Raw genomic sequence first — 14,338 nt, forward strand, 5'->3', positions numbered from 1 at the left:
TGGTTGCCGGTTTCAATTGGATCGTCCTGCTTTCCCCGGGTGCGCTGCGCTTACCCGGGCTACGGGGCGAGCCGCACTTCGCTGTGGCTCAGCCGCGACGCGAAGACTCGCGCACCACCAGCTTCACCGGAATGGTCAGCCCTTCCACGGCTTCACCGGCAATCAGGCCCAGCAGCTTGTCGACCAGCAGCTGGCCGGCCTGCTTGGTGTCCTGCTGCACCGTGGTCAGCGCCGGCGATACCGAGGCTGCCAGCGGAATATCATCAAACCCGGTCACCGCGATGTCCTGCGGCACCTGCAAGCCACGTTCGCGCAGGGCGCGCAAGGCACCAATGGCGATCAGGTCGCTGGCCGCGCAGATCGCATCAAACGCCATGCCTTGATCCAACAGCGCCAGGCAGGCGGCATGACCGGATTCCTCGGTGGTGATGGCATCGTGCTGCAGGCGCGCATCCGGCGTCAGCCCGCGGTCGCGCAGTGCCTGCACGTGGCCACGGTAGCGCTCTTCGAATTCCGGGTAGTGGCTGGAAGCATGGCCCAGGAAAGCGATGCGCCGGCAGCCCTGCTCAAGCAGGTGCGCGGTGATGTCGTAGCCGCCCTGGAAATTGTCGCTGCCCACCGACACCCCCGGCTGGCCGGGCAGGGCGGCGCCCCAACGTACGAAATGAGTGCCTTGCTCGACCAGCCGCTGCAGGCGCTCCACCGACTCGTGGTAGTCGCCATAACCCAGCAGGATGATGCCGTCGGCCTTGTTGCTGTCCTCGAAATCGGCGTGCCAGTCGCTGGAAAGCTGCTGGAAGGACACCAGCAGGTCGCGCCCATGCAGGGCGCAGGCGCGGGTGATCGAGCCCAGCATCGAGTGGAAGAACGGGTTGATCAGCGAATCGTCCGGGGTCGGGTCCTCGAAGAACAGCAGGGCCAGCGTGCCGGATTGCTGGCAGCGCAGGCTGGAGGCGTTCTTGTCGACCTTGTAGTTCAGCTGCCGGGCGATATCCAGGATGCGCTGGCGGGTCTCGGCGTTGACCATCGGGCTGCCGCGCAGCGCTCGCGACACGGTGGGCTGCGAAACGCCCGCCATGTGTGCGATATCCAATGAGGTGGCTTTGCCCTTGATGACCATCATGCCTGGCATTGTGAAGACGTCGGGCATGATGCCATGCGCCACCCGGGACGGGGGATGGACGCGGCTCCGCGAGCCCGGCCAGGGCGCGGGCGGGCGCTGCCGCAGGGCTGCTCCAGGCGATTCAGGATCAGCGCAAGCCTTACGTGCCAAGGCATTCGCGGATTGACTGATATCTGTCGCGGGAACGATATAATGCGTGGGCTATTGCCCGCATCCGGCGGGTGGACCCCAACGGAAGAGTAGGAACCTATGGCCCGCGGCATCAATAAAGTCATCCTCGTCGGCAATCTCGGCAACGACCCGGACACCAAGTACACCCAGGCCGGCATGGCGATCACCCGTATCAGCCTGGCCACCACCAGCGTGCGCAAGGACAAGGACGGCAACCAGCAGGAGCGTACCGAATGGCACCGCGTGGTGTTCTTCGGCAAGCTCGGCGAGATCGCCGGTGAATACCTGCGCAAGGGCAGCTCGGTCTATGTCGAAGGCGAACTGCGCTACGACAAGTACACCGGCCAGGACGGTGTGGAGAAGTACACCACCGACATCGTCGCCAACGAAATGCAGATGCTCGGCGGCCGTGGTGAAGGCGGCGGCGGTGGCGGCGGCATGGGCGGCGATCGTCCGCAGCGCCAGCAGGCCCCGCGTCAGCAGCAGGGCGGCGGCCAGGGCGGTTACGGCAACCAGGACCAGGGCGGCGGCGGTGGCTACGGCGGCGGTCAGCGCCAGCAGCAGCGCCAGGCCCCCCCGCAGCAGCAGTCGGCTCCGCCGATGGACGACTTCGCGGACGACGATATCCCGTTCTAAGACACCCATCGGTGTTGGTGAAGTGGATTAACGAAAAGCCCCGTTTTACGGGGCTTTTTTTTTGTCCCGATGATTCTTCCATTCAACGTGCCATTGCTTTGCAGGACGCGCAGGCCGCATCGAGTGCGACAACAGCGCGGTCGCGCTCCAGGCGCTTGTCCATGGTCTTCCGCAGCTCGTTGAATTCAAAGGTCCAGCCGGCGGCCCAGCCGCCGCGCAGATAGCGCGCTGCCATCTTCTTGCGGCATTCCATCAACGACACGCAGCAGCGGGCGCGGCAGACGTTGTGCCGCGCAGCATGGTTTCTTCGTGCACCGCGTCTTGCAAAAAATTGATTCCCTCCTTTATGGTGCAATCGATTGCATTGCTGCGAATCGTCAGCGTTTGTTACCGGCTGGGAGGCCGGAAGGTGGATGTCCATCCATTCGATCGAACCCGCACCGGCCCCGGTGCTCACGCGGCGCGATGCGCTGCGCATTGCTGTCGCCGGTAGCCTTGGCCTGGGTGTGGCGGGTGTGCTGCCTGCGTTTGCCGCCACCGCGCCGCTCAAAGGCAACCTCAAGCATTCCGTTGCCCGCTGGACGTTCCCGCAGCAGTCGGTTGCCCAGCTCTGCAGGACGGTGAGGGACATCGGTTTTGCCGCCATCGACCTGGTGGGCCCGGAGGATTGGCCCACGCTGAAGGCCAATGGCGTGTACAGCTCGATGTGCAACGGGGCGGAGATGGGCCTGGACAAGGGCTTCGCCGGCAGCCAGTTCCACGACCAACTGGTGCAGCGCTACACGCGGCACATCGATCTGGTGGCCGATGCCGGCTACCGCAACCTGATCTGCTTTTCCGGCAATCGCAACGGCATGGACCCGCAGGAAGGCATGGCCAATGCCGAAGCGGGACTCAAGCGCATCCTCGGGCATGCGGAGAAGCGCGGCGTGGTGTTGGTGATGGAGTTGTTGAACTCCAAGGTCGATCACCGCGATTACCTGTGCGACAACTCCGCATGGGGCGTGGAGCTGTGCCGGCGGCTCGGGTCGGACAATTTTGGCCTGCTATACGACATCTATCACATGCAGATCATGGAGGGCGACATCATCGCCACCATCGGCAAGCATCATGCCTGCTTCAAGCACTACCACACCGCGGGCGTGCCTGGCCGGCACGAGATCGGTGACCAGCAGGAACTGCACTATCCCGCCATCTGTCGCGCGATCCGCGACACCGGTTTCGAAGGGTATCTGGCGCAGGAATTCATGCCTGCCGCACCAGATCCCATCAACTCGCTGCGCGAGGCCATCCGCCTCTGCGACGTCTGAAACGCTATCCACCCAGGTGAAATACCCATGGCAGACAATCATTACGACGCCATCGTCGTTGGCTCGGGAATCAGTGGCGGTTGGGCAGCGAAGGAGCTGACCGAGAAGGGCCTCAAGGTGCTGATGCTGGAACGCGGACGCAACATCGAGCACATCAAGGACTACGTCAATGCGATGAAGGAGCCGTGGGATTTCCCGCATCGCAACCGGCCAACCCGGGCGATGAAGGCCGACCATCCGGTACTGATGCGTGACTACGGCCTGGCGGAGAACCTGGAAGGAATGTGGGCCGATGAAAAGGAATCGCCCTATACCGAGACCAAGCGTTTCGATTGGTTCCGTGGCTATCACGTAGGTGGTCGCTCGCTGATGTGGGGGCGGCAGAGTTATCGCCTGTCCGACCTGGATTTCCAGGCGAACCTGAAGGACGGCATCGCCACCGATTGGCCGATCCGTTACGCCGACATCGCGCCCTGGTACGACCACGTGGAGAAGTTCGCCGGCATCGCCGGCACGCGCGAGGGACTGGACGTATTGCCGGACGGTGAGTTCCTGCCGCCGATCCCGTTGAACATCGTCGAGAAGGACGTGGCGGCGCGCATCAAGAAGGCCTTTGGTGGGACGCGCCATATGATCCACTCGCGTACCGCCAACATCACCCAGCCCATGCCGGAGCATGGGCGTGTGAACTGCCAGTACCGCAACAAGTGCATCCTGGGCTGCCCCTTTGGTGCGTACTTCTCGACCCAGTCGGCGACGCTGCCAGCGGCGATGAAGACCGGCAACCTGACCTTGCGGCCATTCTCGATCGTCAAGGAAGTGCTGTATGACAAGGACCGCAAGCGTGCGCGGGGCGTGGAGGTCATCGATGCCGAGACCGGGAAGACCTACCAGTACACGGCCAAGGTCATCTTCCTCAACGCCTCCTCGTTCAACTCGACCTGGCTGCTGATGAACTCGGCCACCGATGTCTGGGACGGCGGGCTGGGCTCTTCGTCCGGCGAGCTGGGGCACAACGTGATGGACCATCATTTCGGTGCCGGCGCGTCGGGCCGTGTCGAGGGTTATGAGGACAAGTACTACTTCGGTCGTCGCCCCTGCGGCTTCTACATTCCCCGTTTTCGCAACGTCGCCGCCGACAAGCGTGGCTATCTGCGTGGGTTTGGCTACCAGGGCGGCGCCAGCCGCACCGGCTGGTCGCGCGAGATCGCCGAACTGAACATCGGTGCCGACCTGAAGGATGCGTTGACCGTGCCAGGCGACTGGCGCATCGGCATGACCGGGTTCGGCGAAATGCTGCCGCACCACGACAATACGATCCGCCTGGACCCGGACCGCAAGGACAAGTGGGGGTTGCCGGTGTTGGCCATGGACGTTGCGATGCGCGCCAATGAGCTGGCCATGCGCAAGGACATGGCCGCCGATGCCGCCGAGATGCTGGAGGCCGCAGGCGTCAAGGACGTTAAGTCGCACGACAACGACTACGCCCCAGGCAAGGGCATCCACGAAATGGGGACCGCGCGCATGGGGCGTGATCGCAGCAATTCCGTACTGAACCAGCACAACCAGGTCTGGGATGCGCCCAACGTCTACGTCACCGACGGTGCCTGCATGACTTCCAGCGCCTGCGTGAATCCGTCGCTGACTTACATGGCGCTGACGGCACGGGCCGCCGACCATGCCGTACGCGAACTGAAAACGGGGAACCTGTGATGGACCGCCGCGAATTGCTGAAAATGATTGTCGCCGCCACCGGCGCGGCAATTATCGGCCTGCCCGCGCTCGGCCAGTCACAGTCAACGGACGCGGGGGTGAAAACCCTCTTCTCAGCTGCTGATGCAGGCATGCTGGACGAGATTGCCGATACCATCCTGCCGCGGACCAAGACGCCGGGGGCAAAGGACGCCGGTGCCGGGCTTTTCATGGTGCAGTTTGTCAGCGACTGCTACACCTCCCGGCAACAGGAGGCGTTCCGCGCCGGCCTGGTCGATATCGACAAGCGCGCCGGTGGCCGTTTTGTATCGCTCACGCCGCAGGCCCGCACCGAACTTCTGCGCGCGCTGGATGCCGAAGCAAAAGCACACGCGGTCAAGGTGAACGAGACCGGCACCGCCCCGGAAGGCGGCGTGATGCCGCATTACTTCACGATGATCAAGCAACTGGCGATTTTCGGTTTCTTCACCTCCAAGGTCGGCGCGACCGAAGTGCTGCAGTACGTTGCCGTGCCCGGCCGCTACGACGGTGACCTGGCGTATGTTCCCGGCACGCCCGCGTGGGGGACCAGCTGATGGACCGCAACGATTGGATGATCGGCCCCGTGCGGATGGCGGCCTGCCTGTTGGCCGCAGCGCCCGCGTTCGCGCAGGCCGCCGGCGACCCCGCGCGCGACCCGAAGACGACCGAAGTGTGGACGCCCGTGCCTGCGATCGTGACCACGCCGGTGGGCGGTGCACCGTCCGACGCGATCGTGCTGTTCGATGGCAGGGATGTTTCCGCGTGGGAATCGGAGCAGGGCGGGCGCGTGCCATGGTCCGTCGCTGATGGCGCGCTCACCGTGGTTCCGGGCAGCAAGGGCATCCGCACCCGGCAGTCCTTCTGCGACATCCAGCTGCATGTGGAGTGGCGTACGCCTGTCGAAACCAAGGGTTTCGAGGGGCAGAACCGTGGCAATAGCGGCATCTTTCTGCAGTCACTGTACGAACTGCAGGTGCTCGACAGTTACAACAACGCCACCTATGCCAACGGCCAGGCCGGCTCGATCTACAAGCAGGCGATGCCGCTGGTGAATGCCTCGCGTGCGCCGGGGCAATGGCAGAGCTACGACATCATCTGGAAGGCACCGCGTTTTTCGCAGGGCGGTGGGCTTATCTCGCCAGCGCGCATAACCGTGCTGCACAACGGCGTACTGGTACAGGATGACACCGTGCTGGCGGGCAAGACCGAGTACATTGGTGCGCCTTCGTACGCGCCACATGCATGCGCACCGCTGTACCTGCAGGAGCATGATTCCAAGGTTAGCTACCGCAACATCTGGGTGCGCGAACTGTAGGCCTTGCTCCTACTTCGCCAGAAAGCTGGCGATGTCATCGATTTCCTGTTGCGACAGCTGGACAAAGGGCGGCATCAGTCCGCCGCCCTGCCTGATCCTGTCCTTGATCTGCGCCGGTTGCAGTCGCTTGGCTACGTCCGTAAGCGCGGGAAACGTCGGTGGAATACCTGCCCGGGTTGCGCCATGGCAGGCCACGCAATGCGTTGCATAGAGCCGCGCACCGGCTACTGCAGGGTCGTCCTTGGTCCACGCAGTCTTCGCAAACGTGGCGCCGGATAGAACCAGCGCCACGGTGAGAATCGGTTTCAAGCCGGTGTGCAAGCGCGTTCGCAAGCGGGAATCCGTCACGCGTCAGCGCCGTGCATCGGCGCTGGCGGAGACAGTGGAGCTGAGGTGTTCACGCAGATAGTCCGCGCCGGTCTGGATGACCTTGGCCGGCTCGCGTGGCTTGTCGTGCTCGATGATGTACCACTGCACGCCGGCCGCTGCGGCGGCAGGCAGGATCGCGTTCCAGTCCAGCACGCCTTGGCCGACTGCAGCGAAACCGCCTTCGTCTTCCGCCTGGCCTTTCGCTGCATTGTCCTTGGCATGTACCGCGAACACATGGCCGCGGAATTTGCCCAGCATCACCGCCGGGTCCAGGCCGGCACGCGCCACCCAGGCCAGGTCCAGTTCGGTCTGCAGATCCGGGCCGGCCGCTGCGAACAGCAGTTCCAGCCCCGTCCTGCCATTGAAGTCGACCAGTTCGAAGTTGTGGTTGTGGTAGGCCAGGCGCATGCCCTTGGCCCGCACCTGTTTCGCTATCTGGCCCAGTTCCTGGCCCAGTGCTGTCCAGCCCGCGGCATCGGTTGGGCGATCCTTCTCGACCAGGTAGGGCACCACCAGCGTCGTGTTGCCGATCGACCGGTTGAAGTCCACCACGCCATCCAGGCCTGTGCGCAGCTCGCCCAGTTGAACGTGCGAGGAAATGGCCTTGATCGAATAGCGGTCCAGCAGCTGCTTGAGTTCGGCAGCGCTGACGTTCTGCGTGCCAACGGTTTCCACCGCGCGCACGCCCGCGTCGTGGACGATCTTCAACTGCTGGTCGAGCGAGCCGGCGTTGCGCAGGGTGTACATCTGCACCGCGATCGGCGGTTGCGGGCCGGTGCTTTCTCGTGCGAAGGCGGGCAGGGCAACGAGGAGGAGCAGGGCGAGGGTTGCGGTTCTGCAAGCAGGGATTTTCATCAAGAGATCCTCCGGGAATTCAAACGATGGCGGTCCAAGCGCGGGTCCTGGCCGATGCAATGACGTGGTCGATGATGCGTGCCGAGCGCAGCCCGTCCTCGAAGGTAGGCAGGCCTTGCGGCTGCTCGCCATCGATGGCGCGGTAGGTGTCGGCGACAAACGCCTCGAAGCACTGGGCGTAGCCCTGCGCGTGACCGGCCGGCAATACCGACAGCCGGCGTTGTTCGGCACTGCCGGCCCCTGGCCCGCGCACGAACACTTCCTCGCGCTGGTCGGGCAGGCCAATCCACAGCCGCTCGGCGTCCTCCTGATTGAATGCCACGCTGGCCTTGGCCCCGTCGATCTCGAACCACAGGCGGTTGCGGCGGCCCGCCGATACCTGGCTGACCGTCAACGAGGCCAGCGTACCGGCGCCGGTGCGGAACATTGCCGCGGCCACGTCCTCGCTGGCGACCGCCTGCATCGCGCCGCCCGCCGCTGGTGTGGTGAAGCTCTGGCCGGTGACGGCGCCGCGTTCGGCGATCACCGTATCGAACGCCGCGCTGACCTCAACGAAGCGCTCGCCGCTGACCCATTCCACCAGGTCGCACCAGTGCGAGCCGATGTCGGCGAACACGCGCGACGCGCCGCCCAGCGTCGGGTCCACGCGCCAATTGTTGCTGGCAGGGTCCAGCAGCCAATCCTGCAGGTAGCTGCCGTGGATCAGGTGCAACGGGCCCAGTTCGCCTTGTTCGATGCGTGCGCGCGCCTCGCGGACAACAGGGTGGTAGCGGTAGACGAAGGGCACGGTGGCGACCAGCCCAGTCGAAGCCGCCAAGGCGGCCAGCGCCTGGGCGTCTTCCAGCGTGGTGGCCAGCGGCTTCTCGCAGACCACGTGCTTGCCCGCTTGCAGCGCGGCCTGCGCGATGGGGCGGTGCAGATGGTTGGGCGTGCAGACGTGCACGACCTGTACCTGTGGATCGGCAAGCAGGTCTTCGATGTCGTGGTAGCCGCGCGGAACTCCCCACAACTGCGCCACCTCGGCTGCGCGCTGCGGGGAAGACGCGGCTACGCCACGCACCTCGGCACCGGCCAGCAATGCCGCGCGGCGATGTACGGCAGCGATCATACCGGTGCCGACGATGGCGATTCCAAGCTTTGGCATCGGTGGGGCTCCTCAGGGCGTGGAAGGTGCGGCCGCGACCAGCGGGCGGTCGCGGAACAGCAACAGGAAGGCGATCAGCACCACCAACGCCACGCCGGCCGGGAACAACCAGATCTGCTGCCAGTCCGGCCCTGCGGCGGTGGTGAAGTGTTCCACCACCGCGCCAGACAGGAAGGTGCCGATCAACATGCCCACGCCATACGTGGCCAGGGTGATGAAGCCCTGTGCGCTGCTGCGGGCGGTGGGGCCGGCATGTGCATCGGTGTAGATCTGGCCGGTGACGAAGAAGAAGTCGTAGCAGATGCCGTGCAGCACGATGCCGATCAGCAGCAGCGAGAAGCCGCCGCCCGCATCGCCAAAGGCAAACAGGGTGTAGCGCACCACCCAGGCCGCCATGCCCACGGCCAGCATCGTTTTCACCCCAAGCCGCACGAACAGGAACGGCATGGCCAGCATCAGCAGGACTTCGGAGACCTGGCCCAGCGACTGCAGGCCCGCTGCGCCGCGCACGCCCAGATCGTTGAGATACGGGTTGGTGAAGTTGTAATAGAACGCCAGCGGAATGCAGATGGCGATGGAAGCGAGGAAGAACACCAGATAGGAGCGCGACTTCAGCAGCCGCAGCGAATCCAGCCCGAGGATCTGCCCGAGCCCGGCATCGCGCTGCTGCGCCAGCGGCGGCGTGTGCGGCAGGGTGAATGCATACAGGCCCAGCACCAGCGACGCCATCGCCGCCATCCGGAACGTCAGCTCCAGCCGGTGTGCCTGTTCCCAGCCCAGCCAGCCGATCAGCACGCCCGCCACGATCCAGCCGACGCTGCCGGCCACCCGCACCAGCGGGAATTGTTTCTCTGGCGACTGCATGTGCCGCATCGCCACGCTGTTGGCCAATGCCAGCGTCGGCATGAACAGCAGCATGTAGCCCATGACGCAGGCGGAGAACGTGCTGAAACTGGTTGCCGTGGACGCCAGCCACATGAGCAGCGCGCCGGCAAGGTGCAGTACTCCGAGAATGCGCTGCGCGGCGAAGTAGCGGTCCGCGATCAGGCCGACCAGGAAGGGCGCGACGATGGCACCGATCGATTGGCTGAGGAAGGCGGTTGCCACCTGGCTCGCGCTGGCCTGAAGCGGGCCCTGCACAAGGTAGGTGCCCAGGGTTACAAACCACGCGCCCCAGATGAAGAACTGCAGAAACATCATCGCGCCCAAGCGCGACATCGCGTGCGTCATGGCTTGCCCTCCCGGGCGGTTGATGGCTCAGATACCCAGCATGCGGTGCAGTGATCCAGGATCGGTGCCGCTGTCGGCAAAGTCGTCGAAGGCGCGCTCGGTTACGCGGATGATGTGGTCGCGGATGAACGTGGCGCCCTCGCGTGCGCCGTCCTCCGGATGCTTCAGGCAGCACTCCCACTCCAGCACCGCCCAGCCTGGGAAGTCGTACTGGGCGAATTTCGAGAAGATCGCCTTGAAGTCGATCTGGCCGTCGCCGAGCGAACGGAACCGCCCCGGCCGATCAATCCAGTCCTGGTAACCGCCATACACGCCACTGCGGGCGCTGGCGTGATACTCCGCGTCCTTGACGTGGAAGATGCCGATGCGTTCGTGATAGCGGTCGATGAAGCCCAGGTAGTCCATCTGCTGCAGCAGCAGGTGGCTGGGGTCGTACAGGATTTTCGCGCGGGGGTGGTGGTCCACCACCTCGAGGAAGCGTTCGAAAGTCGCGCCGTCATGCAGGTCCTCGCCCGGATGGATCTCGAAACACAGGTCCACGCCGCAGGCATCGAAGGCATCCAGAATGGGGCGCCAGCGGCGGCCGAGTTCGGCGAAGGCTTCTTCCACCAGCCCCTGCGGGCGCTGCGGCCAGGGATAGAAATAAGGCCAGGCCAGCGCGCCTGAGAACGTGGCATGCGCGGTCAGCCCCAGCCGCTGGCTGGCCTTGGCGGCCAGCAGCAGTTGCTCCACCGCCCAGGCCTGGCGGGCGGCCGGATCGCCGCGCTTGTCCGGCGGTGCGAAGCCGTCGAACAGGCTGTCATAGGCAGGGTGGACGGCGACCAGCTGCCCCTGCAGGTGAGTGGACAGTTCGGTGATCTGCAGGCCATGCCCGGCCAGCATGCCGGCCACGTCGTCGCAGTAGGCCTGGCTGCGCGCGGCCTCGGCCAGATCAAACAGTTGGGGAGCGCTGGAGGGTACTTGTAGGCCAGAATAGCCCAAGCTCGCGGCCCACTTGGCCAGCGTGTCGAGCCGATCAAAGGGAGGTGTGTCGCCGATGAACTGTGCCAGGAACAGCGCTGGACCCTTGAGCGTCTTCAAGCTGATTCACCTCGATGCAATCGATTGCATTACCCTAGCATGGGCCTCCTGCAGTTTTGTTGTGCACTGCACAGCGGCAAGAACGTAACGCCATGGCAACCATTTACGACATCGCAAAGCACGTCGGCGTTTCCGCCGGAACGGTGTCGCGTGCACTCTCCCGGCCGGACAAAGTCCTGCCGGCCACGCGCACGCGCATCGAGCAGGCCGCCGCCGCGCTGGGCTACATCCCCAACACGGTTGCCAGAACGCTCAAGACCCAGCGCAGCGGTAAGATCCTGGTCACCGTTCCGGACATCGCCAATCCGTTCTTCGCGCAGATCCTGCAGGGTGCGGAGGACGCTGCGCAGGCGGTCGGCTACGCCGTGCTGCTGGGCGATACCCAGCATCAACCAGACCGCGAGGAGCGCTATGCGCAGATGCTCCGGCGCAACGAGGCCGATGGTCTTATCGTGCTGGGGCATCGCCTGCCGCCGACGGCGCGCGACATCGTCCAACAGTTGGGCGATGCGGCACCGGTGGTCAATGGCTGCGAGTTCGACCCGGCGCTGGGCATTCCCAGCGTCCACATCGACAACGCGGCCGCCGCACGCGCGGTGATGGAGCACCTTTACGGACTGGGGCACGAGCGCATCGCCGTGGTTGGCGGGCCGCCCGACAACCCCTTGCACCAGCAACGGCTGGAAGGGGTTCGGGCCGCTGGCAAGGCGCGTGGCCGCCTGCGCCACCTGAGCATCGTGCCGGGCGACTTCTCGGTGGAATCCGGGCATGCCGCCGCGCTGGCGCTGTTGGTCCTCGCGCCCGCACCGACCGCGATCTTCTGCTTCAGCGACCAGATGGCGCTGGGGACTCTGGCGGCCTGCCGGGATCTGGGCATCCGCGTGCCGGATGACGTGTCCATTGTGGGCTTCGACGACCTGGCATCCTCCCGTTACCTCACCCCTCCGCTGACCACCATCCGGCAGCCCATGCGGGAGATCGGCGAGCGTGCGGTCAACCTGCTGCTCGCCATCATCGAACATGTGGATGTGCCGCTTCAGCAGACGCTGGATTTCAACTTGATGCTGCGGGGTTCCACGGGCGCGCCAAAGGAAAAATGACGGCCAGGGCGGGGCAGGGTGCTGCCTTTGCGTGGCTCCCAATCCAGGGAGCGGCTCCGATCGACCTGTTTTTGACTGATCTCCTGGCCTCGATCGGTATCCCCGCCATCGGCGATTTACCTCGCCCGCGGCGGCAGGCCATTCAATCATTGCGGGCCACGCCTTTACTACATGGGCACAACCGTTGTGATCGCTGCTTGATGTGTGTGGTCCCGAAGGCCCTGCGCTGCATGGCTTTGTTATTTGTGCAATGTCCGAACAAGATGTCGGTGGTGACCGACGGCTATGACCACATGTCAATTGGGTCTAGTCCGAAAAATACATTTCGTTATTCGTGAAGGAATCGAATCTGCAGGTTTGCTAAAATGCCCAGCAGATTTTTGCTCACAGGGGGCGGGCGCAATCAGGGCGGACGGGAGGTATCCGGTTCTGGTTGTGCAGCCGATGTTTTTCGGAATGGTGCGCAGGCCCCAATCATTCCGCGCAGCCGATGGCTGCAATTGCTCAAGGACGGTTGGTTCATATGCAAGGCAAAGGAATGCGGGTACGTGACGCGTTGATGACGCGTGCGCGGGTATTGGCGGTTGCGTGTGCGGCCGTGCTGGGAACCGGCGCCGCACAGGCGCAGACAGCAGACGTAAACGCGCAGGAACTGCTGCGGCAACAAGAGCGCGAGCGCGTCTTGCGTGAGCAGCAGGAAGCACAGCCGGATGCGCGCCTGCAAGCTACCCCGGAAGAAGCGGTGGGGCGGCTGCCTGTGGACGAAGCGCCCTGTTTCGTCATCAACCCCATCACCCTGGACGGCGAAGAGGCTGAGCGCTTCCGCTGGGCCTTGAAGGCCGCCGATCCCAAGGACGATCCCGCTACCGGCCGCTGCCTGGGTACGGCCGGCGTCGATATCGTGATGAAGCGCGTGCAGAACGCGATCATCGCCCGCGGCTACGTCACCACCCGTATCCTCGCCGCGCCGCAGGACCTGAAAAGCGGGACCTTGCAGCTGACCGTGGTGCCAGGCCGGATCCACGCAATTCGTTTTGTCGACAGCGCGCAGTCGCATCCTGCAGTGTGGAATGCGATGCCGGCTGCGGCGGGCGATCTGTTGAACCTGCGCGACATCGAACAGGCCTTGGAGAACTTCCAGCGCGTGCCAACCGCATCCGTGGACATCCAGATTGCGCCGCCGGCCGAAGGGGCCGAGGCCAAGCCGGGTGAAAGCGATCTGCTGATCAGCTGGAAGCAGCGCTCCAAGGTCCGCGCAAACCTGACCCTGGACGATTCCGGCAGCCAGTCCACCGGCAAGCTGCAGGCCGGCGCCACGGTGTCACTGGACAACCTGGCCGGCCTGAATGATCTGTTCTATCTCAACGCGGGCAAGTCGGTGTTCAACGGCAGTGGCCGCGACACCGACAGCTGGGCCGCGCACTACAGCGTGCCGGTCGGCAAATGGCTGCTGGGCGTCAACGCCAGCAAGTACGACTACAGCCAGTCGGTTGCCGGTGCCTACGAAACCTATGTGTACAGCGGCGCCAGCCGCAACGCGGAAGTGCGCCTGACCCGCATGCTGTTCCGCAACGCCAGCTTCAAGACCAGCGGCTATGCACGGGCTTGGTACCGTGACTCGAACAACTTCATCGACGACACCGAGATCGAAGTACAGCGCCGGCGCATGGCGGGCTGGGAGCTGGGGCTGGCGCACAAGCACTTCTTCGGCAACAACACGCTGGATGCCGGGCTCGCCTATCGGCGCGGTACTGCGGCATTCGGCGCCTTGCCTGCACCGGAGGAAGCCTTCGGCGAAGGCACCGCGCGTGGCCGCATCATCACCGCCGATGCGCAGCTGATGCTGCCTTTCAAACTCGGCAAGCAGCCCGTGCGTTACACCGGCAGCTGGCGTGCGCAGTGGAATCGTTCCCTGCTGGTGCCGCAGGACCGGTTCTCCATTGGCGGCCGCTACACCGTGCGCGGTTTTGACGGCGAAATGTCGCTGAGTGGCGAGCGCGGCTGGGTGCTGCGCAACGAACTGGGCTTCGCGCTCGGAGGCGGCCAGGAAGCCTATCTGGGCGCGGACTACGGCCATGTCGGTGGCCCGGCCACGCGCTGGCAGATGGGCGACTACCTGGCGGGCGCGGCCATCGGCCTGCGCGGCGGCGTTGCCCACGCGCAATGGGACCTCTTTGTCGGTAGCCCGCTGCACAAGCCGGTGGGCTTCCCAACCGCATACACGACGTTCGGCTTCAGCCTGAGCGCCTCGTTCTGATATCCGGTGGTCAC

General features: G+C 64.7%; 14 protein-coding genes. 7 read left to right on the forward strand and 7 right to left on the reverse strand.

The window, feature by feature from the left end; translation table 11 throughout:
- Nucleotides 1-88: 88 nt before the first annotated feature.
- Nucleotides 89-1,120: a LacI family DNA-binding transcriptional regulator gene (locus BCV67_RS15585; RefSeq protein ID WP_062171665.1), complete on the reverse strand. Its 1,032-nt coding sequence runs from the start codon at nt 1,118-1,120 to the stop codon at nt 89-91.
- A 252-nt stretch (nt 1,121-1,372) separates the two neighbouring features.
- Here BCV67_RS15585 and ssb point away from each other — a divergent pair, with 252 nt between their 5' ends.
- Nucleotides 1,373-1,930 (forward strand): single-stranded DNA-binding protein, encoded by a 558-nt coding sequence (ssb, locus tag BCV67_RS15590; RefSeq protein WP_065868145.1) that lies wholly within the window; start codon nt 1,373-1,375, stop codon nt 1,928-1,930.
- Nucleotides 1,931-2,012: 82 nt separating this feature from the next.
- Here ssb and BCV67_RS20195 read toward each other — a convergent pair whose 3' ends face one another.
- A complete protein-coding gene (locus tag BCV67_RS20195; protein ID WP_156455847.1) occupies nt 2,013-2,351 on the reverse strand; it encodes a hypothetical protein in 339 nt (112 codons plus the stop codon).
- On the opposite strand from BCV67_RS20195, the gene BCV67_RS15595 reads away from it, so the two are divergent.
- From BCV67_RS15595 to BCV67_RS15610, 4 genes are read left to right on the forward strand one after another with little or no spacing between them, the layout of a single operon-like run.
- Nucleotides 2,344-3,240, forward strand: a complete 897-nt coding sequence (locus tag BCV67_RS15595) for a hydroxypyruvate isomerase family protein (protein ID WP_172837753.1) — start codon at nt 2,344-2,346, stop codon at nt 3,238-3,240. The two genes, BCV67_RS20195 and BCV67_RS15595, sit on opposite strands and share 8 nt — an antisense overlap.
- A gap of 27 nt (nt 3,241-3,267) precedes the next feature.
- Nucleotides 3,268-4,953 (forward strand): GMC oxidoreductase, encoded by a 1,686-nt coding sequence (locus tag BCV67_RS15600; RefSeq protein ID WP_062168577.1) that lies wholly within the window; start codon nt 3,268-3,270, stop codon nt 4,951-4,953.
- On the forward strand, nt 4,953-5,528 hold the full coding sequence (locus tag BCV67_RS15605) for a gluconate 2-dehydrogenase subunit 3 family protein (protein WP_062168575.1): 576 nt from the start codon (nt 4,953-4,955) through the stop codon (nt 5,526-5,528). The genes BCV67_RS15600 and BCV67_RS15605 overlap by 1 nt, the downstream gene beginning before the upstream one ends.
- The gene (locus tag BCV67_RS15610; RefSeq protein ID WP_172837754.1) at nt 5,528-6,289 is read left to right on the forward strand and encodes a 3-keto-disaccharide hydrolase; all 762 of its coding nucleotides are present in this window, start codon (nt 5,528-5,530) and stop codon (nt 6,287-6,289) included. The genes BCV67_RS15605 and BCV67_RS15610 overlap by 1 nt, the downstream gene beginning before the upstream one ends.
- 9 nt (nt 6,290-6,298) lie before the next feature.
- Here BCV67_RS15610 and BCV67_RS15615 read toward each other — a convergent pair whose 3' ends face one another.
- The 5 genes from BCV67_RS15615 to BCV67_RS15635 are packed head-to-tail and all read right to left on the reverse strand — an operon-like array spanning nt 6,299 to nt 10,967.
- Nucleotides 6,299-6,598: a c-type cytochrome gene (locus tag BCV67_RS15615; RefSeq protein WP_062171659.1), complete on the reverse strand. Its 300-nt coding sequence runs from the start codon at nt 6,596-6,598 to the stop codon at nt 6,299-6,301.
- 42 nt (nt 6,599-6,640) lie between these two features.
- Entirely contained in the window at nt 6,641-7,513 is an 873-nt protein-coding gene (locus tag BCV67_RS15620) for a sugar phosphate isomerase/epimerase family protein (protein ID WP_062168573.1), read from the reverse strand.
- 19 nt (nt 7,514-7,532) lie between these two features.
- Nucleotides 7,533-8,657, reverse strand: coding sequence for a Gfo/Idh/MocA family protein (locus BCV67_RS15625; RefSeq protein ID WP_062168571.1), 1,125 nt, complete (start codon nt 8,655-8,657; stop codon nt 7,533-7,535).
- Nucleotides 8,658-8,669: 12 nt separating this feature from the next.
- Nucleotides 8,670-9,887: a nucleoside permease gene (locus BCV67_RS15630; RefSeq protein ID WP_062168569.1), complete on the reverse strand. Its 1,218-nt coding sequence runs from the start codon at nt 9,885-9,887 to the stop codon at nt 8,670-8,672.
- 27 nt (nt 9,888-9,914) lie between these two features.
- Complete coding sequence (locus tag BCV67_RS15635; protein WP_062168566.1) at nt 9,915-10,967, reverse strand: sugar phosphate isomerase/epimerase family protein; 1,053 nt, start codon at nt 10,965-10,967, stop codon at nt 9,915-9,917.
- 92 nt (nt 10,968-11,059) lie between these two features.
- Between BCV67_RS15635 and BCV67_RS15640 the strand changes: the two genes are divergently transcribed.
- The gene (locus BCV67_RS15640) at nt 11,060-12,067 is read left to right on the forward strand and encodes a LacI family DNA-binding transcriptional regulator (RefSeq protein WP_062168564.1); all 1,008 of its coding nucleotides are present in this window, start codon (nt 11,060-11,062) and stop codon (nt 12,065-12,067) included.
- A 538-nt stretch (nt 12,068-12,605) separates the two neighbouring features.
- Entirely contained in the window at nt 12,606-14,324 is a 1,719-nt protein-coding gene (locus BCV67_RS15645) for a ShlB/FhaC/HecB family hemolysin secretion/activation protein (protein ID WP_156455846.1), read from the forward strand.
- Nucleotides 14,325-14,338 lie beyond the last annotated feature (14 nt).

Origin of the sequence: Stenotrophomonas nitritireducens (assembly GCF_001700965.1) — a bacterium.
In the GTDB taxonomy this organism is placed as follows: domain Bacteria; phylum Pseudomonadota; class Gammaproteobacteria; order Xanthomonadales; family Xanthomonadaceae; genus Stenotrophomonas; species Stenotrophomonas nitritireducens_A.

Coding starts and splice junctions, on each gene's coding strand:
- BCV67_RS15595 (WP_172837753.1), top strand. CDS start 2,344: ATGTCCATCCATTCGATCGAACCCGCACCGGCCCCGGTGCTCACGCGG.
- ssb (WP_065868145.1), top strand. CDS start 1,373: ATGGCCCGCGGCATCAATAAAGTCATCCTCGTCGGCAATCTCGGCAAC.
- BCV67_RS15630 (WP_062168569.1), bottom strand. CDS start 9,887: ATGACGCACGCGATGTCGCGCTTGGGCGCGATGATGTTTCTGCAGTTC.
- BCV67_RS20195 (WP_156455847.1), bottom strand. CDS start 2,351: ATGGACATCCACCTTCCGGCCTCCCAGCCGGTAACAAACGCTGACGAT.
- BCV67_RS15620 (WP_062168573.1), bottom strand. CDS start 7,513: ATGAAAATCCCTGCTTGCAGAACCGCAACCCTCGCCCTGCTCCTCCTC.
- BCV67_RS15645 (WP_156455846.1), top strand. CDS start 12,606: ATGCGGGTACGTGACGCGTTGATGACGCGTGCGCGGGTATTGGCGGTT.
- BCV67_RS15640 (WP_062168564.1), top strand. CDS start 11,060: ATGGCAACCATTTACGACATCGCAAAGCACGTCGGCGTTTCCGCCGGA.
- BCV67_RS15585 (WP_062171665.1), bottom strand. CDS start 1,120: ATGGTCATCAAGGGCAAAGCCACCTCATTGGATATCGCACACATGGCG.
- BCV67_RS15605 (WP_062168575.1), top strand. CDS start 4,953: ATGGACCGCCGCGAATTGCTGAAAATGATTGTCGCCGCCACCGGCGCG.
- BCV67_RS15610 (WP_172837754.1), top strand. CDS start 5,528: ATGGACCGCAACGATTGGATGATCGGCCCCGTGCGGATGGCGGCCTGC.
- BCV67_RS15600 (WP_062168577.1), top strand. CDS start 3,268: ATGGCAGACAATCATTACGACGCCATCGTCGTTGGCTCGGGAATCAGT.
- BCV67_RS15625 (WP_062168571.1), bottom strand. CDS start 8,657: ATGCCAAAGCTTGGAATCGCCATCGTCGGCACCGGTATGATCGCTGCC.